21 protein-coding genes are annotated in these 22,478 nt (G+C 72.7%); 9 read left to right on the forward strand and 12 right to left on the reverse strand.

Annotated features, from left to right (window positions below; all coding sequences use genetic code 11):
• Positions 1 to 40: 40 nt before the first annotated feature.
• Genes Sspor_RS15470 through Sspor_RS15480 form a run of 3 tightly spaced genes read right to left on the reverse strand, consistent with a single transcriptional unit; the run spans position 41 to position 2,210 of the window.
• Positions 41 to 370, reverse strand: a complete 330-nt coding sequence (locus tag Sspor_RS15470; protein WP_202199671.1) for a DUF3817 domain-containing protein — start codon at positions 368 to 370, stop codon at positions 41 to 43.
• A gap of 55 nt (positions 371 to 425) precedes the next feature.
• Positions 426 to 932: a MarR family winged helix-turn-helix transcriptional regulator gene (locus Sspor_RS15475; RefSeq protein WP_202199672.1), complete on the reverse strand. Its 507-nt coding sequence runs from the start codon at positions 930 to 932 to the stop codon at positions 426 to 428.
• 21 nt (positions 933 to 953) lie between these two features.
• Positions 954 to 2,210, reverse strand: coding sequence for an MFS transporter (locus Sspor_RS15480; protein ID WP_202199673.1), 1,257 nt, complete (start codon positions 2,208 to 2,210; stop codon positions 954 to 956).
• A gap of 133 nt (positions 2,211 to 2,343) precedes the next feature.
• Here Sspor_RS15480 and Sspor_RS15485 point away from each other — a divergent pair, with 133 nt between their 5' ends.
• The gene (locus tag Sspor_RS15485) at positions 2,344 to 3,339 is read left to right on the forward strand and encodes an ArsR/SmtB family transcription factor (RefSeq protein ID WP_202199674.1); all 996 of its coding nucleotides are present in this window, start codon (positions 2,344 to 2,346) and stop codon (positions 3,337 to 3,339) included.
• A 100-nt stretch (positions 3,340 to 3,439) separates the two neighbouring features.
• Positions 3,440 to 4,480, forward strand: coding sequence for a glycoside hydrolase family 6 protein (locus Sspor_RS15490; RefSeq protein WP_202199675.1), 1,041 nt, complete (start codon positions 3,440 to 3,442; stop codon positions 4,478 to 4,480).
• On the opposite strand, the gene glxA is transcribed toward Sspor_RS15490, so the two are convergent.
• The 7 genes from glxA to Sspor_RS15525 all read right to left on the reverse strand — a co-directional run bounded on the left by glxA (position 4,481) and on the right by Sspor_RS15525 (position 11,211).
• Positions 4,481 to 6,472, reverse strand: a complete 1,992-nt coding sequence (gene glxA / locus Sspor_RS15495) for a radical copper oxidase GlxA (RefSeq protein ID WP_202199676.1) — start codon at positions 6,470 to 6,472, stop codon at positions 4,481 to 4,483.
• A 2-nt stretch (positions 6,473 to 6,474) separates the two neighbouring features.
• The gene (locus Sspor_RS15500; RefSeq protein WP_202199677.1) at positions 6,475 to 8,235 is read right to left on the reverse strand and encodes a glycosyltransferase family 2 protein; all 1,761 of its coding nucleotides are present in this window, start codon (positions 8,233 to 8,235) and stop codon (positions 6,475 to 6,477) included.
• A 153-nt stretch (positions 8,236 to 8,388) separates the two neighbouring features.
• Positions 8,389 to 9,018 carry a TetR/AcrR family transcriptional regulator gene (locus Sspor_RS15505; protein ID WP_202199678.1) on the reverse strand — a complete coding sequence of 210 codons (630 nt, stop codon included), beginning with the start codon at positions 9,016 to 9,018 and terminating at the stop codon, positions 8,389 to 8,391.
• The gene (locus Sspor_RS15510; RefSeq protein ID WP_202199679.1) at positions 9,015 to 9,704 is read right to left on the reverse strand and encodes a DUF4166 domain-containing protein; all 690 of its coding nucleotides are present in this window, start codon (positions 9,702 to 9,704) and stop codon (positions 9,015 to 9,017) included. The genes Sspor_RS15505 and Sspor_RS15510 overlap by 4 nt, the downstream gene beginning before the upstream one ends.
• Complete coding sequence (locus Sspor_RS15515; protein WP_202203674.1) at positions 9,701 to 10,399, reverse strand: hypothetical protein; 699 nt, start codon at positions 10,397 to 10,399, stop codon at positions 9,701 to 9,703. Before Sspor_RS15515 ends, Sspor_RS15510 begins: the two co-directional genes overlap by 4 nt.
• 174 nt (positions 10,400 to 10,573) lie before the next feature.
• The gene (locus tag Sspor_RS15520) at positions 10,574 to 10,870 is read right to left on the reverse strand and encodes an MTH1187 family thiamine-binding protein (protein ID WP_202199680.1); all 297 of its coding nucleotides are present in this window, start codon (positions 10,868 to 10,870) and stop codon (positions 10,574 to 10,576) included.
• Positions 10,867 to 11,211 (reverse strand): DUF3817 domain-containing protein, encoded by a 345-nt coding sequence (locus Sspor_RS15525; protein WP_202199681.1) that lies wholly within the window; start codon positions 11,209 to 11,211, stop codon positions 10,867 to 10,869. The genes Sspor_RS15520 and Sspor_RS15525 overlap by 4 nt, the downstream gene beginning before the upstream one ends.
• Before the next feature lie 198 nt (positions 11,212 to 11,409).
• Between Sspor_RS15525 and Sspor_RS15530 the strand changes: the two genes are divergently transcribed.
• The 5 genes from Sspor_RS15530 (at position 11,410) to Sspor_RS15550 (ending at position 14,783) form a co-directional block, all read left to right on the forward strand.
• Positions 11,410 to 12,048 (forward strand): AIM24 family protein, encoded by a 639-nt coding sequence (locus Sspor_RS15530; RefSeq protein ID WP_030009698.1) that lies wholly within the window; start codon positions 11,410 to 11,412, stop codon positions 12,046 to 12,048.
• Positions 12,048 to 12,698: an AIM24 family protein gene (locus tag Sspor_RS15535; RefSeq protein ID WP_030720825.1), complete on the forward strand. Its 651-nt coding sequence runs from the start codon at positions 12,048 to 12,050 to the stop codon at positions 12,696 to 12,698. The genes Sspor_RS15530 and Sspor_RS15535 overlap by 1 nt, the downstream gene beginning before the upstream one ends.
• Positions 12,699 to 12,709: 11 nt before the next feature.
• A complete protein-coding gene (locus Sspor_RS15540; protein WP_202203675.1) occupies positions 12,710 to 13,513 on the forward strand; it encodes an AIM24 family protein in 804 nt (267 codons plus the stop codon).
• Positions 13,514 to 13,578: 65 nt separating this feature from the next.
• Positions 13,579 to 14,082: a MarR family winged helix-turn-helix transcriptional regulator gene (locus Sspor_RS15545; protein ID WP_202203676.1), complete on the forward strand. Its 504-nt coding sequence runs from the start codon at positions 13,579 to 13,581 to the stop codon at positions 14,080 to 14,082.
• 128 nt (positions 14,083 to 14,210) lie between these two features.
• Positions 14,211 to 14,783 carry a PepSY domain-containing protein gene (locus Sspor_RS15550; protein ID WP_202199682.1) on the forward strand — a complete coding sequence of 191 codons (573 nt, stop codon included), beginning with the start codon at positions 14,211 to 14,213 and terminating at the stop codon, positions 14,781 to 14,783.
• A gap of 84 nt (positions 14,784 to 14,867) precedes the next feature.
• Here Sspor_RS15550 and meaB read toward each other — a convergent pair whose 3' ends face one another.
• Together meaB and Sspor_RS15560 are read right to left on the reverse strand one after the other, a co-directional pair.
• A complete protein-coding gene (gene meaB, locus Sspor_RS15555; protein WP_202199683.1) occupies positions 14,868 to 15,830 on the reverse strand; it encodes a methylmalonyl Co-A mutase-associated GTPase MeaB in 963 nt (320 codons plus the stop codon).
• Positions 15,831 to 15,890: 60 nt separating this feature from the next.
• Positions 15,891 to 17,090 (reverse strand): acetyl-CoA C-acetyltransferase, encoded by a 1,200-nt coding sequence (locus Sspor_RS15560; RefSeq protein ID WP_202199684.1) that lies wholly within the window; start codon positions 17,088 to 17,090, stop codon positions 15,891 to 15,893.
• A gap of 135 nt (positions 17,091 to 17,225) precedes the next feature.
• On the opposite strand from Sspor_RS15560, the gene mce reads away from it, so the two are divergent.
• Positions 17,226 to 17,654 (forward strand): methylmalonyl-CoA epimerase, encoded by a 429-nt coding sequence (gene mce / locus Sspor_RS15565; RefSeq protein ID WP_008738238.1) that lies wholly within the window; start codon positions 17,226 to 17,228, stop codon positions 17,652 to 17,654.
• A gap of 191 nt (positions 17,655 to 17,845) precedes the next feature.
• Positions 17,846 to 22,402 carry a polarized growth protein Scy gene (gene scy / locus Sspor_RS15570; protein WP_202199685.1) on the forward strand — a complete coding sequence of 1,519 codons (4,557 nt, stop codon included), beginning with the start codon at positions 17,846 to 17,848 and terminating at the stop codon, positions 22,400 to 22,402.
• Positions 22,403 to 22,478 lie beyond the last annotated feature (76 nt).

The raw sequence follows: 22,478 nt of genomic DNA on the forward strand, positions 1-22,478 counted from the left end.
CCCCGGGGGTGGGTGACGCTCGACTCGTCCGCGGACCCGATCAGGCCTTGGCGGTCGCGAGCGAGTCGCTGACCAGCGGCTCGACCTCGGCACGGACCTTGCGCTCGACGAAGAAGGCCGCCAGCGGAATCGTTCCGCTGAGCATGACCCAGAGCATCTTGCCGAAGGGCCACCTGGCCTTGGAGCTCAGGTCGAAGGCGAAGACGAGGTAGATCATGAAGAGCACACCGTGGGCCTGCGAGACCACGAAGGTCAGGTCGGCACCGGTGTCGAAGCCGTACTTCGCCACCATGCAGGCACAGAGGATCAGGAGCATGACCGCGGTCACGTAGGCCATGGCGCGGTAGCGGGTCAGCACGCTTCGTTTCATGCCGACGAGCCTAGCCGTCCGTTTTGCTCGATCTTGACGCGGCCCCGGGCCCCGGCTACTCCTGGAAGTCCGCCGCGGCCACCCGCAGCGGCCGCAGCAGCGCGAAGATCTCCCCGCACTCCTCGGCGTCGTAGGCGCCGAGGCCGAAGTCGACGGCCATCAGGTCCTTCGTGGCGGCCTCGACGACCTCGCGGCCCTTCTCCGTGATGGAGGCGAGGGTGCCGCGGCCGTCGTTCGGGTTGGGCCGCTTGGCGACCAGTCCGGACTTCACCAGCCGGTCCACGGTGTTGGTCACCGACGTCGGGTGGACCATCAGCCGCTCGCCGATCTTGGACATCGGCAGTTCGCCCGCCTTCGAGAAGGTGAGCAGTACCAGCGCCTCGTACCGGGCGAAGGTCAGCCCGTACGGCTTGACGACCGCGTCGACCTCGCCGAGCAGGATCTGTTGCGCGCGCATGATCGAGGTGATCGCTGCCATGGAGGGCACGGGTCCCCAGCGCTGCTGCCAGAGCTCGTCGGCGCGGGCGATGGGGTCGAAGGGAAGGCTGAGCGGCTTGGGCACGCGTCCGACCCTACCGGGAGGTCACTTCACCGCGAGGGCCGTCTCACCCCTCAGTCGTCCCTCCTCCCGGGCGGCGGCCCGGAGTTCGGCCAGGAGCAGCAGGACGACGCCCGTGCCGAGGACCCCGGCGCCGGTGACGACCTCGTGCACCGGACGGAATTCGGCGGCGAGGCCGGCGAGCGCCATGCCGACCCCCTGGAGCGTCATCAGGCCGGTGCTGAGCAGGGTCATCGCCCGGCCGCGCAGCCCGTCGGGGACGGCGTCGACGTACCACTGGTCCAGCCCGAGCGTGTGGGCGTGGGCCAGCCCGGCGAGCAGCAGGGCCGCGAGGACCACGGGCAGGCCCGGCCGGACCGCGAAGAGCAGGAGCGGCAGCAGGCCGGCGGCGGCGAGCGGGGCCACGATCCGCGATCGCGTTCGGGCCGTGAGGGCCGAGCCGGCCCAAAGCTCCCCGGCGATGGTGCCGACGGGCATGGCGCACATCATCAGGCCGAGCGCGGCGGTGCCGGCGCCGATGCCGTCCGCGTACGGGGCGAGCAGCGCCTCGGGGGCCACGAGGAAGACGGGCGGCAGCCAGAACAGCAGCATCAGCGCACGCAGCCGGCGCCGGCCGAGGACGGCGCGCAGACCGGCGAGCGGGGAGGTGCGGGCGCCGCCGCGGGCGGGGCGGCGGCGGGTGCCCAGCCGCAGCAGCAGCGCGGAGCCGAGGAAACCCGCGGCGGTGAGGGCGATGGCCGCGCGCGGCGCGAGCACGGTGAGCAGCAGCCCGCCGAGGCCGAAGCCGATGAGCTGGGCGCTCTGGGCGACCATGCGCAGCAGCGAGCGGCCGAGCACGAAGGCGTCGCCGGTACCGAGGACGTCGGAGAGGGAGGCGTTGCGCGTGCCCTGGAACAGCGGCGCCACGAAGGCCATCGCGCAGCGCAGTACGAGGAGCACGGCGACGGGAGTGCCCGGTGCCACCATGGCGGCCGCGCAGAGCGCGCAGAGGAGGTCGCACGTGACGAGCACCCGGCGGGCGGGGTGGCGGTCGGCGATCCCGGCGAGCAGGGTGCCGCCGAGGACGTACGGGAGGAAGCCGAGGGCGAAGGTGAGCGCGCTCATCAGGGGCGAGCCGGTGGCGCGGTAGACGAGGACGGACAGTGAGATCTCGGCGACGACCACGCCGAACACGGACAGCAGGTGGGCGGCGAAGACGGTCCGGAACTCACGGACCCGGAACACGGACCGGTAGCCCGGCGGCGGTGCGGACCGCCCGGGCGCCTGGGTGTCGGCTGGCATGGGCCCAGCGTCGCGGGCCCGCGTCCGGCGCCCCAGAGATTCGCCTGTGGCCGAATGCCGGGGCAGAGTCCTTCCCGTACGCGTCTCCTTGCGCACGGAGAGAGCGGGAAGAGCGGGAAGCGAGGGGGCCGGGATGGGGCTGCACCACTACTTCGGGCACGAGGACCTGTTGCGGTGCCGGTTCGCACTGTCCCCCGCGTGGGAGACGCAGGAGGCCGTCCGCACGCTGAGCCGCCCGGACCGGCAGGGCTACCACCTGCCCTGGCTGCGGCGGATCCGCGCCGCGGCCGACGGGCTGGACCTGCGGCCGCTGTGGCTGCTGATGCCGCACCGCGGGCACAGCGCGGACTTCATCGGCCCGCCGCCGAGCGGACCCGGGGTCTCCTTCGAGGAGGAGCTCGCGCTGATCCGCGGGACGGATCCGGCCGCGGCGCGCGAGGACATGCGCAAGGCACTGGCGTGCACGCCCGGCGCCCTCGACAGCGGTCTGGGCCGGTCGATGCTCGCCGATCCGGCGCGGGCCGTGCACGACCTGGCCGACCTGATGGAGCGGGTCTGGAGCGTACTGATCGAGCCGCACTGGCCTCGGCTGCGGGCCCTGCTGGAGGCGGACATCCTCTTCCACTCGCGCCGCCTCGCCGCCGGCGGTCTCCAGTCGCTCTTCGACGGCCTGCACCCGGGGCTCGCCTGGGACGCCGCCTCCCTGACCCTGACCATCGAGCGGCCCAGTCACCACGAGCGCGTCCTGGGCGGCCAGGGGCTGCTCCTGATGCCGAGCGCCTTCATCTGGCCGGGCATCGCGGGCGGCTTCGACCCGCCCTGGCAGCCCACCATCGTCTACCCGGCCCGCGGGATCGGCGCCCTGTGGACCCCGGCCCAGGAGAACACCCCCGACGCGCTGGCCCGGCTGCTGGGCCGGGGCCGGGCCGAGGTGCTGTGCGCGCTGGAGGAACCGGCCTCCACCACGGCGCTGGCCCACCGGCTCGGGCTGGCCCCGTCCACGGTCTCGGCCCACCTGGGGGTCCTGCACGCGGCGGGGCTGCTCATCTCCGCCCGCCACGGCCACCAGGTCCGCTACGAGCGCACCCCGCTGGCGATCGCGCTCACCACGGGCGACCCGGCCCGCTGAACCCGCCGCCCGGTGTCGCACAGCCATGCCAACTGTCCGACATGTCAACATATCCCGGTATCTCGCTCCGCTGCCCGACCCTTCGTCCCGAGGAAGCCGGATGCCCCCCGCCGCTCGCAGGCCGCGTTTTCGCGCCACCGCCCCCGTCCTCGGCCTCCTCGCGCTCCTCGCCGCGGCCCCCGCCTGCAGCGGCGAGCCCACGCCCGAGCCCGGAACCCCCGCCGCCACGACCGCGGCGCCCTCCCCCATCGTCGCGGCCGAGGAGTCCCCGTTCTGGGTGGACCCGCACAGCGACGCCGCCCGGCAGGTCGCCGCCTGGGAGGCGGCGGGCCGCGACAGCGACGCCCAGGTCCTGCGCAGGATCGCGGACCGCCCGCTCACCCTGTGGGGACCCGGCGGCGATCCCGGCCCCGAGATCCGCCGGGCCAGGGCGGGGGCCCGGGCCACCGGGCGGACCCTGCTGCTCGCCGCGTACAACATCCCCTACCGGGACTGCGGGCAGCACTCGGCCGGCGGCGCCCCCGACGCCCAGGCCTACCGCAGCTGGATCGGCGCCTTCGCCGACAACATCGAGGACACCAGGGCCGTCGTGGTCCTGGAGCCGGACGCGATCGCGCACATCGTCGACGGCTGCACCCGGCCCGAGCACCATGCCGAGCGCTACCAGCTCCTCTCCGAGGCCGTCGACCGGCTGAAGAGGAACCCCAACACCAAGGTCTACCTGGACGCCGGCAACCCGGCCTGGATCCCCAACCCGATGGACCTCGTCGAGCCCCTCTTCAAGGCCGGCCTGGACCGCGCCGACGGCTTCGCCCTCAACGTCTCCAACTTCCAGCCCGACGCGGCCACCCGGGCCTACGGCGCCAGGATCTCCCGGGGCACCAGCGGCAAGCACTTCGTCATCGACACCAGTCGCAACGGCGACGGACCGCTGCCCGGCGACCGCGCCCAGGCCTGGTGCAATCCGCCGGGCCGTGCCCTCGGGGCGCCGCCGACCGACCGGACGGGCGACCCGCTCGTCGACGCGTACCTCTGGGTCAAGCGGCCCGGCGAGTCCGACGGGACCTGCCGCGGCGGTCCGTCGGCGGGCACCTGGTGGCCGGACTACGCCCTGGGGCTGGCCCGTCGGGCCAGGGAATGACTACGGGGCCGCCGGCTGCGGCGCCGGTGGCGGCGGGGCCTTGACCCGGAGCCACTTCGCCTCGGAGGGCGTCCCCTCGTCGTCGGTCACGAACAGCATGTACCAGCCCGGCGGCACCAGCGTCGGGTCCTGCGGCACCTCGACCGTGACCGAGCCGTCCGTCCTGGTCAGCCCGAGCTCGATCGAGCGCTGCTCCACGTCCGTGGTGTGCGTGACCGCACTCGGCCGCATCAGGCGGGCCCGCTCGATCCGCTCCGGGTGCGCGGTGGCGAAGGTGGCCCGCCCGTTCGCGTCCGGCTCCTCGGGTCCGGTGCCCAGCACGGGCCGCCGGGCCGGGTCCCGGTAGAGGTACGGCGGCGTGTACACCTCCAGCCGGTGTTCGAACTTGCCGAGCCGGGTGTTGTCCTTGTCCGCGAAGAGCGGGTCCGAGCCGAAGGTCGCCACCCGCCCGTCGGGCAGCAGCAGAGCCTCGGAGTGGTAGTTGCGGCCGACGGTCGGATCGGCGGCGGCCACGAAGGAGTCGGTGCGCGGATAGTAGAACTGCGCCTTGTGGATGTCGCTGGCGCTGCGGCCCCGGTAGTCGGCGGAGCCCCCGGTGGTGAAGACCGAGTCGTCCGGCAGCAGCACGCTGCTCAGGTAGCGGGTGGCGCGCGGCAGCCGCGCCGAGGACCGGAAGACCGGGTTGTCCTCCTTCAGGTCCACGATCGCGGTCCGGCTGGAGGAGAGTGCCGACTCGCCGACCCCGCCGCCGCCGAGGACCATCACCTTCTGGTCCTGGGCGGGCGGGAGCAGGAGCGAGGAGGAGGTCTCCAGCCGGTCCGCCTCCGTGAGCCCGCCCACCTTCTTGAACTCGTTGGTGTCGAGGTCCCACACGCCCGGCTCGCGCCCCTTGGTCTTCGGGCCGTAGCCCGCGTTGGAGCCGGTGTAGAGGAGCTTGCCGCCCTGCATGAGGAAGAGCGCGGGATAGGTCGGGAAGTAGTGGAAGGGGGCCTTCGACCACTTCTTCGTGCGCGGGTCGTAGTACTCGTTGTCGCCGGGCACCACGTCGCCCACGTCGTTGAGCCCGGAGACCGCGAGCACCCGCCCGTCCTCCAGGGTCACGAGCGTCGGGTACCAGCGGGCGTCGCCCATCGGGTCGACGCGGAGGTACTTCTCCGCCTCCGGGTCGAACTCGTACGCGGACTTGATGCCCTGGAAGTCCTGCTTGTCGGCGCTCAGCCGTTCCGCGAGCCCGTAGACGTTGTCGGCGTCCTTGCCCTTCAGACCGACCACCTCGTACTGCGCGGCCTCCGTCGTCAGCCCCTCGGCTCCGGGCTTCACCGCCTCCACGAAGACCCTCGACTCGGCGGCGATCACGGTGGTCTTCCACGGCATGACCTGCCCGCCGCGACCGTAGGTGATCTCGAACTTCTTCCTGGCCTTCGGCACGACCACGTCGAACTTCGCCTCGTACTCCACCCCGGACGGGGACCGGAACCGGGTCCCCTTGCGCAGCTTGACGGCCTTGTCGGGGTTCTCGTTCTTGACCCGCATCCGGCCGCCCGCCCGGGTGACCTTCCCCCGGAGCACCTCGTACCGGGCGGTGCCGCCGGCCACCAGCAGACGCCCGTCGGGGAGTTGGCTGTGCCCGGCGCAGAAGAAGTCCTCCGGCGTCGGGATCTTCTTGAAGCTGTTGTCCTTCGGGTCCCACAGGACGGTGTCGAAGGTGCCCTTGTCGAAGTTCTTCTGGTTGTTGCCGCTGCCGGCGATGAGGAGCACCTTGCCCGTGTGCAGCAGGGCCGCGTGCATGGCGTTGATCCGGTACTCCTCGGGGAGCCCGACCAGGCCCCACGACCCGTACCGGATCCGGTAGCTGGGCTGTCCGATCTTGTACGCGTGGTACTTGTCCTCGGCGAAGGAGATCGCGGCGGGCGCGTTGAGCGCGACGAGCACCAGCACGGCGGCGGCGCCCAGGGCGGTCTTCTTGAACTTCTTCGACGGCCGGTAGCCCATGTTCAGTTCCCTCCTGTCGCCCGGACGTACGCCGGCTCCTCACCCGGCTCGGAGCCGCCGTCCGCTCCGCCCCCGGTGCCCGCCCGGCCGCGCGTCGCACACCACACGGCGACCGGGGCGAGCGCGATGGCCAGGGCCAGCACCGCCCAGACGCGCATGGCGACGTGGGTGTGGTCGAAGCGGACGGACGCGAGGAGCGAGACGATCAGGACGGCTCCCCAGAAGAGGTGGATACGGAAGGTCGCCAGGCGGTCGGGGCTGGCGTCCCCGCCTTTGGGGGTGACGACGAAACGGCCCTCGGTGCGCAGCACCGCCGAGCCGAGTGACCTGAGGTAGACGGGGGCGCAGACCGCGGACAGGGCCATGCCGGCGACACCGCCGGAGCCGGCCGGTTCGTGGGGCGAGACGTTGTGGCGGCGGTTCCACAGGTAGAGGCCCACCTGGAGGGCGGCCGCGTCGGCGTAGAGCATCAGCCAGACCTTGGAGGAGACCTGGGTGCCGGAGGCCCCGAACCACAGGAAGAGGGTGCAGCTGAGGATGCCGAGCAGCCAGTTCACGGCGGTCATCGGGTAGTAGACGAGCATCAGCGTGTAGTTGAGCCGGCGCCCGGCGGGCATCGTGAAGAGGCTTTTGCCGTACTGCTTGAACAGGGTCTCGTAGGTGCCCCGGGACCAGCGCAGCTGCTGGGTGAAGAGGTCGGTCCAGGAGGCGGGCCCCTCACCGACGGCCAGCACGTCGGGGGTGTAGACGGAACGCCAGAACCGCCCCGTGGCCGGGTTCCTGCTGCGGTGCAGCTCGAATCCGGTGGCCATGTCCTCGGTGATGGAGTCGTAGAGTCCGCCGATCTGCCGCAGGGCTCTGATCCGTACGGTGTTGTTGGTGCCGACGAACATGGGGGCGCCGTACCGGTTGCCGGCGCGCTGGATCAGGGCGTGGAAGAGGTACTGCTGGGACTCGGCGGCCTTGGTGACGGCCTCGGTGTAGTTGCCGTAGACCTGGGGGCCGACGACGAAGGCGACGTCGGGGTCGCGGAAGAAGCCGAGCATCCGCTCCAGGTAGTTCGCGAGCGGGACGTGGTCGGTGTCGACGCAGGCGAAGAACTCGTAGTCGTCGCCGTGCCGTGCCAGCCAGGAGTTGTAGTTGCCGTGCTTGGTCTTCGCCCGGTGGGGGCCCTTGGCCGTGTTCCACTCGGGTACGCCCTTGCGGGTGAAGTGCCGTACGCCGAGTCTCGCGCACAGTGCCCGGGCCCGGGGGTCGTCGCCCTCGTCCAGCAGCCACACGTCCAGCGGCCCGTCGTGGCGCACGCGCCGCGCGCCCCGGAGGGTGGCGCTCACCATGGCGAGGGGCTCCTTGCCGGGGACGTAGGTGGTCAGGAACGCGACCCGGGTGCCGGGCTCGGGCGGTACGGGGAGGGGGTCGCGGGCCGCCATCGTGGCGTGCGCGATCGACACCACGTTGACCAGCGTGAACAGCATGATCAGCGCGATGGAGCAGAGCATCGTGGCATCGAGGACGACCAGCCAGCGGGCGGCGCCCTCCCGGACCGTCCAGTGGCTGGGCCAGACCAGGTAGAGCAGCAGTCCCGCCGCGGCCACCGGGGCGAGCGTCATGAGGGCGATCGCCCGTATTCGGGTGCGGACCTCCTCGCGCGAGAGCAGGGAGCGGTACTCCACCCGGTACACGCCGTCGGGGCCGGGGGCCGGCTGCGCGAACGGACCGGCGAGGCGGCTGTGCGTCTCGTAGTCGAAGCCTTCCGGCGCCACGGTCCCTCCCGGTGCTCGATCCCGAGGCCGACATCCCTACGAAAGGCGACAACCCCGGTCGTGTCGAACGGGGCTCGGCCGACCGGGCGGTCCTTCCTCAGGTCGGGCCGCGTAGGGCCGTACGGGTGATGCGCGCGGGCGGCGCGGCCCGGGTCAGCGGGTGCCGCGCCGCAGGCCGTGCCGTACCACGCGCTGGCTCAGGGAGCCGAGCCCTTCCAGCACGGCGGCCAGGCCGGCGAGCTGTTCCAGCGCGGCGAGCGCGCTGCCGGCGCCCTGCGGGTCCACCCCTTCGTACAGTTCGATGCCGATGAAGGAGGCGGCCGTGGCCCGGGCCAGCCCGGCCGGGTCCGCGTACCCCTCCAGCGGGGTCGCCGCCAGCAGCCGGGTGAGGACCTTCTCCAGCTCCTCGATCCACAGCCCGAGTCCGTCGGCGGTGGCGGCGGCGAGGACCGGCGAGCTCTGCCCGGCGGCGAGCAGCTGTCCGAGCAGGGCGACGTTCCCGGCGGCCCGCTCCTCCTCGTGCATCGCGCGGGCGAACTCCAGCAGTTCGGTGAGGCTGCCCAGGGCGGCGAGCCGGTCGCGGTAGCGGGCCACGCGCTGCTCGGCGCCGAACCGGCAGGCCGCGGCGAGCAGCTCGTCCACGGAGCCGAAGTGGTAGAAGATCAGGCCCTGCCCCACCCCGGCGGTGGTCGCGATGGTGCGCGCGGAGGCCTTGGCGATGCCCTGCTCGGCCAGGGTGCGCAGGGCCCCTTCGAGCAGCTTCTCCTTGGTGGCGGCGCTCATGCCCGGACCTCCTCGCGGACCGGCCGCAGGTCGCCGCAGAGGCCTGTGGCCCACCGGTCGCGGGCGTCGACGTACTCCGCGGTGAAGGAGCCCTCGTAGCCGAAGAGCGGTCCGAAGCGGCGGTTGACCACCCGCACCCGGATCCGGAACCGGCCGGTGGCGTCGTCGAAGGACTCGCGGACCTCGGCGTCGCCGCCGATGAGGTCGGGCACGCGGACGTCGACGGGGCCCTCGCGGAAGCGGTGTTCGCCGGAGCGGATGAGCAGCGAGCCGTCGGGCTCGGCGCTCATGTGGAGGTCGCTGGCGAGGTGCTGGTGGGTGCCCAGGTAGTCGAGGACGCAGTCGCGCTCGGGGCTGTGGACCATCGTGGCGTCGAAGCGGTGGGGTCCGCCGGGCAGCTGGAAGGTCCGTACGAAGGTGACGGTCTCGCGCCCGAAGGAGTCGAGGTAGGGGAGGTTCTCGATGACGAAGGGGACGTCGCGTCCCTCGCGCGGCACCAGGATGTTGCGCATACCGCCGAGCCTGAGGAAGGGCTTCACATAGCCGGGGCCGTGCCATATCCGCTCCATGGTGCCGCGGCCGACGCAGCCCTCGCCGCTGGTGAGCCCGACCGAGAAGCGGCGCTGGATCTGCGGGTGCAGCCGGTCGAAGTCGGCGCCCATGTGGGCCCGGAAGATGGAGGTCATGACGGCTCCAGGGTGCTGAGCAGGCGGGGCGCGGAGACGGGGGTGCGGCCGGGCGGGGTGCGCAGGCAGCGGCGGGCGGCCGGGGTGCCGGGCAGCGGCGGCAGCAGCAGGGCGGCGGCCAGTACGAACAGGGCGGCGGGCAGCGGCGCGTACAGCAGGGCGGCCACGGACAGCAGTACGCGCAGGGCGCTCTCGCCGGCCGCGCGGGCGAGGGCGCGGCCCGGGGTGGTCCCGCGCTCGCACCACAGGCGCAGCCGGTCGAAGGACCAGGCGGTGGCCCAGCCCATGAGCGGGCGGAACACCAGCCGGTCGGCGAGGGCCCCGAAGCGGCCCCAGCGCGGGCGGTAGTCGTAGCCGGTGAGGAAGCGGATGCCGTCGGGGCCGGGTACGTAGCGCCAGTAGCCGCTGCCCTCGGCGAGCAGCGACAGCGGGTGCTGCGAGGCGAACCGCAGGGCGGAGACCCGGGTGCCGTCGGCCCGCCGGCGTTCCCCGGCGGAGATCCCGGTCCCGTCGACGGAGAGGAACGGCAGCACGCGGGTCGCGTACCGGAACCGCTGGGGTTCGCCCTCGGCGCGCGGGAGGTAGTCGATGGAGGTGAACCTCAGGTCCCACCGCTGGTGCTGCGCCGGGTCCTGGCTGCGGTCCCAGAGCTCTTCCATGCCGGCCCGGATCCGCGTCTCGACGTACAGGCCCATCTCCACCCCCGTTTCCCGTGTTGAGCGATCGCTCAACCGGCACCTTAGGGGAATTTGAGCGATCGCTCAAACGGGGTCCGCCGGCTCCCCGGGACACGCGAAAGCGCCCCCGGCCGGGTGGCCGGGGGCGCTTTCGGATGAATCGGTGCAAGTCCGGAGGCCGGTGAGGGCGCCTCAGCCCTCGGCGAGGTGCCGGTCGACCGTCTCGACCTTGGAGGTGATCCCGTCGTGGACCCCGGGGCGGATGTCGGCCTTGAGGATGAAGGAGACGCGCGGCGCCCGCTCCTCGACGGCGGCCACCGCACGCCGCACCACGTCCATGACGGCGTCCCAGTCGCCTTCGACGGTGGTGAACATGGCGTCGGTGCGGTTCGGCAGCCCGGACTCGCGGACCACCCGGACCGCGTCGGCGACGTACTCGCCGACCTCTTCCCCGACCCCCAGCGGGGTCACCGAGAACGCGACGATCATGCGTCGGCCGCCTGACGCGCACGGGCCGCGATCACGCTGTCGGCCTCTTCCCGCTTGAGCAGCTTGTCCCCGTACAGGCCGCCGAAGGGCACCACCGCGAGGCCGAAGAACAGCAGGGCCTTCTTGAAGGGCCACTTCGTCTTGTTCCAGACGTCCAGCAGGAAGAGGGTGTAGAGGACGAACAGGATCCCGTGGAGGGCGCCGAGCGGCATCATCAGGTAGTCGATGTCCGAGACCCGGCTCAGCAGCGAGCCGAAGATCAGCAGGGCCGGGAACGACAGCGCCTCCGGTACGGAGACGAGGCGCAGGCGGTGCAGGGCGGAGGCGGTCTTGATGTCCACGTGGAACCTTCGGGGTGGAGGCCAGGGTCCCTCCCAGTGTCTCAGCCGCTTTGCGGGATCTTGACCCGGCCCCTCCCCCCGCCGGGGCCGCGCGGGCGGGCCGGGACCCGCGCGCGGTCGCACCCTTTTCTCCCGGGTGTGGCATATATCGGCCACTGGGCCCTGTTCGGGGTCGCCCGCTGCCGATAACGTCTCCCCGTGGCTCAGTTCCGACTCCAAGGCAGCAAGGTGCTGGCCGTCGACCTGACCGGGGATGCCGTGAAAGCGAAGAACGGCTCCATGGTCGCGTACGACGGGCAGATGGCCTTCAAGAAGATGACCGGCGGTGGCGAAGGCCTCCGCGGCATGGTGACCCGCCGGCTGACCGGCGAACAGATGACAGTGATGGAAGTGCAGGGGCACGGCACCTGCTTCTTCGCCGACCGCGCGAGCGAGATCAACCTGGTCAACCTGCGCGGCGAGAAGCTCTACGTCGAGTCCAGCAACCTGCTGTGCACCGACGCCGGCCTGCGGACCGGCACCACCTTCACGGGCCTGCGCGGTGCGACGACGGGCAACGGCCTGTTCACCACGACCGTCGAGGGCTCGGGCCAGGCCGCGATCATGTCCGACGGTCCGGCCGTGGTGCTGCGCGTGAGCGCCCAGTACCCGCTCTCCGTCGACCCCGGCGCGTACATCGCGCACACGGGCAACCTCCAGCAGTCCTTCCAGTCCGGTGTGAACTTCCGCACACTCATCGGCGAGGGCTCGGGCGAGGCGTTCCAGATCCGCTTCGAGGGCGAGGGCCTGGTCTACGTGCAGCCCAGCGAGCGCAACACGGTCGGGGGCGACATCTGATGCCGTTCCGCGAGATCAACTCGAAGATGGTCGAGGCCCAGGTGATCCCGGGCCAGAAGATGTTCAGCCAGCGCGGCGCGATGCTCGCCTACCGCGGCGAGGTCTCCTTCACCCCGAGCCTGACGGGTGGTCAGGGCGGGGTCATGGGCATGATCGGGCGCCGGGTGGCGAACGAGCAGACCCCGCTGATGGCGGTCGAGGGCAGCGGCACCGTGATGTTCGGCCACGGCGGCCACCACATCCAGGTCATCAACCTGACCGGCGAGACCCTCTACGTCGAGGCCGACCGGCTGCTGGCCTTCGACGGCACCCTCCAGCAGGGCACGATGTTCATGGGCTCCCAGGGCGGGGTCATGGGCATGGTCCGCGGCCAGGTGACCGGGCAGGGCCTCTTCACCACCACCCTCAAGGGCCACGGCTCCGTCGCCGTGATGGCCCACGGCGGGGTCATCGAGCTCCCCATCACCCCGCAGCGTCCGATCCACGTGGACCCGCAGGCGTACGTCGCCCACCACGGTGACGTACGCAACAAGCTCTCCACCGCGCTCGGCTGGCGGGACATGGTGGGCCGCGGTTCGGGCGAGGCGTTCCAGCTGGAGCTGTCCGGCCAGGGCGCGGTGTACGTACAGGCCTCCGAGGAGAAGCTGTGAACTTTGGCCCCGTGACCGGCGGACCGGGCGGCCCGACGGTCTTCGACCCGTACACGCTGCCCTCCGACGACAACGTGAACGCGTACACCTTCTGCGTGGAGCTCAAGGGGAGCCAGTGGTTCCTGCAGAAGGGCAAGATGATCTCGTACTACGGGCACATCGAGTTCAACGGCATCGGCAACGGCCGCTTCGACCGGCTGCTGCGCACCAGCTTCCACTCGCCCCTGCACGCCAGCGACTGGGTGGTCGCCGAGGGCTCGGGCAAGATGCTGCTGGCCGACCGGGCCTTCGACGTGAACTCGTACGACCTGGACAACGGCAACCTGACGATCCGGTCGGGCAACCTGCTCGCGTACCAGCCCTCCCTCGCCCTGAAGCAGTCGATCGTCCCGGGCTTTCTGACCCTGATCGGAACCGGGAAGTTCGTGGCGGCGTCCAATGGACCGGTGGTGTTCATGGAGCCGCCGCTGCGCGTGGACCCGCAGGCCCTGGTGGGCTGGGCGGACTGCCCTTCCCCGTGCCACCACTACGACCACGGCTACATGACGGGCGTGATGGGCGGACTGCGCTCACTGACCGGCATGGGGGGCAGCTCGGGCGAGGAGCACCAGTTCGAGTTCGTCGGCGCGGGGACGGTGCTGCTGCAGTCTTCGGAGATGCTGATGGCGGAGCAGGCGATCGGCGCGGTCGGTGCCGGCGCGGCCACGGGCAATGCCCAGGGCGTCCCGGGGGCCGGTCAGGGTCCGATGGGGCAGCTGGGCGTCCCGCGCATGCCGGGACAGCTGGGTGATCTCCAGCGCCGCCTCGGACTGTGATCCCCCGGACCCCGGAATTTTTGTACGCAATTCAACTTTTTAGGTAGAGTTCATTCATGGAGACCATGGAGACCGAGACGGCCGCCCTCCCCCAGACCCCGTCCGGGGGGGCCCCCTGGCTGACCGACGCCGAGCAGTGCGCCTGGCGCACCCACCTGGACGTCAGCAGGCTGCTGATGCACCAGCTGGAAAAGGATCTCCAGCCCTTCGGACTCACCAACAACGACTACGAGATCCTCGTGAACCTCTCGGAGTCGCAGGACCACCGGATGCGGATGAGCGATCTCGCGACCGCCACGCTGCAGTCCAAGAGCCGGCTGTCGCACCAGATCACACGCATGGAGACGGCCGGCCTGGTCCGCCGGGTGAACTGCGAGTCCGACCGCCGCGGCCTGTACGCGGTGCTCACGGACGAGGGCATGGAGACGATGCGCAAGGTCGCCCCGCACCACGTGGCGTCCGTCCGACGGCATTTCATCGACCTGCTGCCGCCGGAGGCCCTGGCGGCACTGCGCGCCTCGCTGACCCCGGTCGCGGAGCACCTGCGCGACAACCGCGGAAAGGTCTGAGGCCGGGGCCGTCCGGGCAGCGCGGGCCTCACGGGCTCGCCGCGCCCCGGACGGCCGTCGGCCCGACAATGGCTGGGAACGCTCGCTGCCGGCCTTGCCCGTCGGGTCGGCCTGAGGAGGTCCAGCCTATGAAGCGCAACGTGTTCGTCTCAGCCGCCGCGTCCGTGGTCCTGCTGACCGCGGCTCCCGTGGCGACCGCCGCCACGGCGACCGCCGACTCGGCGAGAACCGCCCCCGCGTCCGCCGCCGCCCGAGCCGACGTCTCGACCGAGCAGGTCATCGCCGCCGCCCTCAAGAACTATCCCGGCGTGGTCGAGTCCCTCGACAGGGACGGCAACATCTGGCACGTGGACGTGATCACCAAGGACGGCAAGGGCCACGCCGAGCTGGAGGTCGACGCCGCCACGGGCAAGGTCTCCCGGCAGAACGTGGACAAGGACGAGAACCCGGGCGAACACAAGGGCCTGCTCGCGGCCAAGATCACCGCGGCGCAGGCCGCCAAGGCCGCCGTGGCGGCCCACCCGGGCACGGCCTGGACCGTCGAATGGGACTCCGGTGACAACGGCCAGTCGCCGTACTGGCACGTCGAGGTCAAGAGCTCCGACGGCAAGACGTGGAACGCCTCCGTGGACCCCACGACCGGCAAGGTCACCGCACAGTCGGACTCCGACTCCGACTCCGACTCGGACGAGAACTCCTGACGCACCCGGCCGGCCCCGGCAGCGGCGCCGCACGCGCCCTGCCGGTGCCGGACCCCGGGACCGGCACGATCCGGAAGAGACGGCCTAGGCCTCCGTCAGCGTCGTCAGCAGCGCGTCCGCCGCCGCGTACGGGTCCAGCTCGCCCACGGCCACCCGGGCGGCCAGCGCGTCGAGGTGCGCGTCGCCGTGCACGTCCGCCATCCGCGCCCGCAGCGCCGTCACCGCGATCGTCTCGACCTCACGGGCGGCCCGGGAGGCCCGCCGCTGGGCCAGCACGCCCCGCTCGTCCATCCAGGCCCGGTGCTTCTCCAGTGCCTCGACCAGCTCGTCGATGCCCTGACCGCGGGCCGCGACCGTCTTCACGATCGGCGGCCGCCAGTCGTCCCGGCCCCGGGCCTCGCCCAGACCCAGCATGTGGTTCAGCTCCCGGGCGGTGGCATCGGCACCGTCCCGGTCCGCCTTGTTGACCACGTACACGTCGCCGATCTCCAGGATGCCCGCCTTCGCGGCCTGGATCCCGTCGCCCATCCCGGGGGCCAGCAGCACCACCGAGGTGTCGGCCTGCGAGGCGATCTCCACCTCCGACTGCCCGACCCCGACCGTCTCGACCAGGATCACCTCGCAGCCGGCCGCGTCCAGCACCCGGATCGCCTGCGGGGCGGCCCAGGCCAGCCCGCCCAGGTGACCACGGGTGGCCATGGAGCGGATGTAGACCCCCGGGTCCGAGGCGTGGTCCGACATCCGCACCCGGTCGCCGAGCAGCGCCCCGCCCGAGAAGGGCGAGGACGGGTCCACGGCCAGGACGCCGACCCGCTTGCCGGCCTTGCGGTACGCGGACACGAGCGCCGAGGTCGAGGTCGACTTGCCGACGCCCGGCGACCCCGTCAGCCCCACCACGTACGCCCCGCCCGTCAGCGGGGCCAGCGCGGCCATCACCTCGCGCAGCTGCGGGGACGCCCCCTCGACCAGCGAGATCAGCCGGGCCACCGCTCTGGGCCGGCCCTCACGGGCCTGGGCCACCAGCTGGGGGACGTCCACCGCCGTCATACGTGCTGCGCTCCTCGGTTCTCGTACGGGATACGTGCGGGCCGCCGGGCCCTGGTACGGCTACTTGGCGACGCGGACGATCAGTGCGTCGCCCTGGCCGCCGCCGCCGCACAGCGCGGCCGCGCCGACGCCGCCGCCGCGGCGCTTGAGCTCCAGCGCCAGGTGCAGCACCACGCGGGCTCCGGACATGCCGATCGGGTGCCCCAGGGCGATGGCGCCACCGTTGACGTTCACCTTTTCCGGGGTCACGCCGAGGTCCTTCATTGACTGCACGGCGACCGCCGCGAAGGCCTCGTTGATCTCGATGAGGTCCAGGTCGGAGACCTCCAGGCCCTCCTTCTTCAGGGCGTGCAGGATCGCGTTCGACGGCTGCGACTGGAGCGAGTTGTCGGGGCCGGCCACGTTGCCGTGGGCGCCGATCTCGGCGATCCACTCCAGGCCGAGCTCCTCCGCCTTCGCCTTGCTCATCACGACCACGGCGGCGGCGCCGTCGCTGATCTGGGAGGAGGTGCCGGCGGTGATCGTGCCGTCCTTCGCGAAGGCCGGACGCAGCTTGCCGAGGGACTCCACGGTGGTCTCGGGGCGGATGCCCTCGTCGGTGGAGAAGATCACCGGGTCGCCCTTGCGCTGCGGGATCTCCACGGGGACGATCTCGGCCTCGAAGACGCCGTTCTTCTGCGCGGCCGCGGCCCGCTGGTGCGAGGCGGCGGCGAACTCGTCCTGCGGGGCCCGCTCGATGCCCAGGCGGGTGTTGTGCTTCTCCGTGGACTCGCCCATCGCGATGTTCTCGAAGGCGTCGGTGAGGCCGTCGTAGGCCATCGCGTCCAGCATCTCGACGGCGCCGTACTTGAAGCCCTCACGCGACTTGGGCAGCAGGTGCGGGGCGTTGGTCATGGACTCCTGACCGCCCGCGACCACGATGTCGAACTCCCCGGCGCGGATCAGCTGGTCGGCCAGCGCGATCGCGTCCAGGCCCGAGAGGCACACCTTGTTGATCGTGAGCGCGGGCACGTTCATCGGGATGCCGGCCTTGACGGCCGCCTGGCGGGCGGGGATCTGGCCCGCGCCGGCCTGCAGCACCTGGCCCATGATCACGTACTGGACCTGGTCGCCGGAGATCCCGGCCCGCTCCAGCGCGGACTTGATGGCGAAGCCGCCGAGGTCGGCACCCGAGAAGGACTTCAGCGAGCCGAGCAGCCGCCCCATGGGCGTGCGGGCCCCGGCGACGATCACAGAAGTGGTGTTGTTCGATCCGGACATGAGGCACAGCCCCTTGGATGAGGAGTGAACGAGGGTTTACGTGAATGTACTGGGCGGTACCGCAGCGGTCACCGGGGTGCCGGTGTGATCGCGCGCACGTTGCGTGACGACCCCCTTCGGCGGTGCACTGTCACCATGCTGACAAGAATCGACCACATCGGGATCGCCTGCTTCGACCTGGACAAGACTGTCGAGTTCTACCGTGCCACGTACGGCTTCGAGGTGTTCCACTCCGAGGTCAACGAGGAGCAGGGTGTCCGCGAGGCCATGTTGAAGATCAACGAGACCTCCGACGGCGGCGCCTCGTACCTCCAGCTCCTGGAGCCCACCCGCGAGGACTCCGCCGTCGGCAAATGGCTGGCCAAGAACGGCGAGGGCGTCCACCACATCGCCTTCGGCACCGAGGACGTCCAGGGCGACTCCGAGGCCATCCGCGGCAAGGGCGTCCGCGTCCTCTACGACCAGCCCCGCACCGGCTCCATGGGCTCTTCCATCACCTTCCTGCACCCCAAGGACTGCCACGGCGTTCTCACCGAACTGGTCACCTCGAACCCCGAGCACTGACGGACCACTGATGGCCCGATTCCCCGGCCGGTAGAGTGGCCATGGCTCGGCCGGGGTTCGGTGCGGAGACGGGGTCGGGGCCTGTGACCCCTGCCCCGGTATCTGACACCATTCCCCCGGGGGCGTCGTTCAGCGGGCGAGCGATGCTCATGGGAGTGAGCTTGCGACCAGGGGACGGATGGGACCGCGCTGTGCGGGGCTACGAAAGCCAGGAGAGCCATCAGGCCGAGGCCGACCATCTCTCGCGCTTCGAGGCCGAGATGGAGCGGCTGAAGAAGGAGCGCGGGAAGGCCGTCCAGCACGCCGAGGACCTGGGATACCAGGTGGAGGTGCTGCGCGCCAAGCTTCACGAGGTACGGCGCGCTCTGGCGTCCCGCCCCGCCTACGACGGCGCGGACATGGGGTACCAGGCGGAGCAGCTGCTCCGTAACGCCCAGGTCCAGGCGGACCAGATGCGCTCGGACGCCGAGCGCGAGCTTCGTGACGCCCGGGCCCAGACCCAGCGCATCCTGCAGGAGCACGCCGAGCACCAGGCGCGCCTGCAGGCCGAGCTGCACGCCGAGGCCGTCAACCGCCGCCAGCGCCTGGACCAGGAGCTGGGCGAGCGGCGGCAGACCGTCGAGGCCCACGTCAACGAGAACGTGGCCTGGGCCGAGCAGTTGCGCGCCCGTACGGAGGCGCAGGCCCGCCGGCTCATGGAGGAGTCCCGCGCCGAGGCGGAGCAGTCCCTGAACGCCGCCCGCGCCGAGGCCGCCCGGGTCGCCGAGGAGACCCGGCGCCGGATGGCCGCGGACGCGGAAGCCGCCCGCGCCGAGGCCGAGGCCACGCTGCTGCGCGCCCGCAAGGAGGCCGAGCGGCTGCTGACCGCCGCCTCCTCGCAGGCCCAGGAGGCCAGCGAGCACGCGGAGCGGCTGCGCTCCACCACCACCGCCGAGGCCGAGCACACCCGCCAGCAGACGCTGGACCTGGGCCGGCTGGCCGAATCCCGGGTGCAGGAAGCCGATGCGGCGCTGCGCGAGGCCCGTGCCGAGGCGGAGAAGGTCCTCGCGGAGGCCAAGGAGAGCGCCACCCGGCAGCTGGCGTCGGCGGAATCCGTCAACGAGCAGCGCACCCGCACGGCCAAGGAGCAGGTCGCCCGGCTGGTCGGCGAGGCCACCAAGGAGGCCGAGGCCCTCAAGGCGGAGGCCGAGCAGGCCCTGGCCGACGCCCGCGCGGACGCCGAGCGGCAGCGCACCGTGGCCGGCGAGCAGGCCCGTACGGCCGCGGCCGAGGACATGGCGGCGCAGCTGGCGAAGGCCGCCCGCACCGCCGAGGACGTACTGAACAAGGCCTCGGAGGACGCCCGGGCCACCACCCGGGCCGCGTCCGAGGAGGCCGAGCGGATCCGCCGCGAGGCCGAGACCGAGGCCGACCGGCTGCGCCTGCAGGCGGCGGCCACGGCCGACGAGCTCAAGGGCGCCGCGAAGGACGACACCGAGGAGTACCGGGCCCGCACGGTCGAGCTCCAGTCGGAGGCCCGGCGGCTGCGCGGCGAGGCCGAGCAGCTGCGCGCCGAGGCCGTCGCCGAGGGCGAGCGGATCCGCGGCGAGGCCCGCCGCGAGGCCGTCCAGCAGATCGAGGAGGCGGCCCGGACCGCCGAGGAGCTGCTCGGCAAGGCCAAGTCGGACGCCGACGAGCTGCGCGGCGGCGCGACCGCCGAGAGCGAGCGGGTGCGCGCCGAGGCCGTGGAGCGGGCCGGCACGCTGCGCAAGCAGGCCGAGGAGACGCTGGAGCGGACCCGCGCCGAGGCCGAGCGCCTGCGCGCCGAGGCCGAGGAGCAGGCCGAAGCCGTACGGGCCGAGGCGGACGCGGCGGCCCTCGCCCGGCGCCAGGAGACCGAGCAGGCGCTGGCCGCCAAGCGCGCGGAGGCCGACGAGGAGCTCGTACGGCTGCACACGGAGGCCGAGACCCGGCTGGCGACGGCCGAGCAGACGCTGCGCGACGCCCGCGGAGCGGCGGAGAACATCCGCCGGGAGACCACGGAGGAGAACGACCGGCTGCGCGCCGAGTCGGCGGAGCGGATCCGCACCCTGCAGACGCAGTCGGAGGCCGAGGCCGACCAGCTGCGCACCGACGCGGCGCAGGACGCCGGCCGGGTGCGCGCGGAGGCCGAGCAGTCCGCCGTGCGGTTGCGCGGCGAGGCCGAGGCGGAGGCGGAGCGGGTGCGCTCCGAGGCCCAGGAGACCGCGGACCGGCTGCGCGCGGAGGCGAAGGCCGCCGCCGAGCGGGTCGCCGAGGAGGCCGCGGAGGCGCTGGCCGCCGCGCAGGAGGAGGCCGCCCGGCGCCGCCGGGAGTCCGAGGAGACCCTGGCTTCGGCGCGGACCGACGCGGACAGCGAGCGGGCCCAGGCCCGCGAGCAGAGCGAGGAACTGCTGGCGCAGGCCCGCAAGCGCTCCGAGGAGGCGCAGGCCGAGGCGGTCTGGCTGACCGAGGAGGCCGAGCGGCGCGCGTCGGAGGTCGTGTCGGCGGCCGAGGCCACCGCGCAGCAGGTGCGGGACTCCGTGGCCGGGCTGCACGAGCAGGCCGAGGAGGAGGTCTCCGGGCTGCGCAGCGCCGCCGAGCACGCGGCGGAGCGTACGAAGACGGAGGCCGAGGAAGAGGCGGCCCGGGTCCGTTCGGACGCCTACGCGGAGCGGGAGCGGGCCACCGAGGACGCCAACCGGATCCGCGGCGAGGCGCGGGCCGAGACGGACGCTGCGAAGGCGCTGGCGGAGCGTACGGTCGGCGAGGCGATCGCCGAGGCGGAGCAGCTGCGCGCCGACACCGCCGAGTACGCGCAGCGGGTGCGCACGGAGGCCACGGACGCGCTGGCCTCCTCCGAGCGGGACGCGGCCCGGACCCGGGCGGACGCCCGGGAGGACGCGAACCGCATCCGCGGCGAGGCGGCGGAGTCCCTGGAGGCCTCCCGCGCCGAGGGCGCGCGGATCACGGCCGAGGCGACGGCGGAGGCCGAGCGGCTCACCGAGGAGACCCGCGCCGCGAACGCGGCCACCGTCGGCGAGGCCGAGGCGGAGGCCGGGCGGATCACCGCCGAGGCGGCCGAGGCCGCCGAGGCCACCCGTACCGAGGCCGCGAACGTCCTGGACGAGGCACGGGCCGAGGGCAACCGGCTGCGTACCGAGGCCGCGGAGCAGGCAGACCGGCTCATCACCGAGGCCTCGGCGGAGGCGGACCGGCTCACCGAGGAGACCCGCGCCGCGAACGCGGCCACCGTGGGCGAGGCGACGGTGGAGGCCGAGCGGCTCACCACTGCGGCGGCCCGGCTCAAGGCGCAGGCGGCCGAGACCCTGGCGAGCGCCGAGCGCGACGCCGCACGGATCATGGTCGACTCGCGTGCCGAGGGCGACCGGCTGATCGACGAGACCCGTGTGGCCAACGAGGCCACCGTCGGCGAGGCCGCGGCGGAGGCCGACCGGGTCCGCGCCGAGGCGGCCCTGGTGCTGGAAGAGGCCCGTGCGGAGGGCGGCCGGATCATCGGCGAGGCCACCGCGGAGGCGGACCGGGTCACGGTCGCGGCGAACGAGACCCTGGCGGCCGCCGAGCGCGACGCCGAGCAGACGCTGGACGAGGCGCGCGCCGAGGCGAACCGGCTGCGCACCGAGGCGGCCGAGCAGGCGGACCGGCTCGTCACGGAGGCCGTGTCCGAGACGGAGAAGCTCACCGAGCAGACCCGCAAGGACAACGAGCGCACGGTCGGTGAGGCGGCCGCCGAGGCCGAGCGGCTGCGCGCGGACGCGTCGGAGGCGCTGTCCTCGGCGCAGGAGCACGCGACCCGTACCCGGTCGGAGGCCGAGCGGGTCAAGGCCCAGGCCGCGGCCGAGGCCGAGCGCATCCGCGGGGAGGCCCGTACGGAGTCCGAGCGGCTGCTGGACGAGGCCCGCGAGGCGGCCAACAAGCGCCGCAGCGAGGCCGCGGAGCAGGTCGACCGGCTCATCACGGAGGCCTCGGCGGAAGCCGAGAAGCTCACGGCCGAGGCGCAGAAGCAGGCCCTCGCCGCCACCACGGCGGCCGAGGAGCAGGCCGACGCGATGGTCGACGCGGCCCGCAAGGAGGCCGTGCGGATCACCTCCGAGGCCACCGTCGAGGGCAACTCCATGGTGGAGAAGGCCCGTACGGACGCGGACGAGCTGCTGGTCGGCGCGCGCACGGACGCGGCCGCCATAAGAGAGCGGGCGGAGGAGCTGCGCGGCCGCGTCGAGGGCGAGGTCGAGGAGCTGCACGAGCGGGCCCGCCGGGAGTCGGCCGAGCAGATGAAGTCGGCCGGCGAGCGCGTGGACAAGCTGGTGCGCGCGGCGACGGAGCAGAGCGTCGAGGCCGAGGCGAAGGCCAAGGAGCTGGTGTCGGACGCGAGCAGCGAGGCGAGCAAGGTGCGCATCGCGGCGGTCCGCAAGGCGGAGGCGCTGCTCAAGGAGGCCGAGCAGAAGAAGGCGGAGCTGGCCCGGGAGGCCGAGAGCGCGCTCGCGCAGGCCAAGTCGGAGGCCGAGCAGATCGTCGAGGAGGGGCGCCGTGAGCTGGAGGTCCTGGTGCGCCGTCGCGAGGACATTCAGGCGGAGATCTCCCGTGTCCAGGACGTTCTTGAGGCGTTGGAATCATTCGAGGCGCCTTCGGGCGGCGGCAAGCCGGCGATCGGCGGCCAGGGTGCGGGGGGCGTGAAGGCAGGCGTGACCGCGGGATCCACTCGTTCGGGTGGCAAGGCGTCGGAGGGGTAGCCAAACGCTCCGGAGTGTGTGCACCTGATGAAGGTTCAGGCGAACGGGTGACAAGCATTCTGCCGCCCTGCCACTC

This window comes from Streptomyces spororaveus, from assembly GCF_016755875.1.
Lineage (GTDB): Bacteria > Actinomycetota > Actinomycetes > Streptomycetales > Streptomycetaceae > Streptomyces > Streptomyces spororaveus.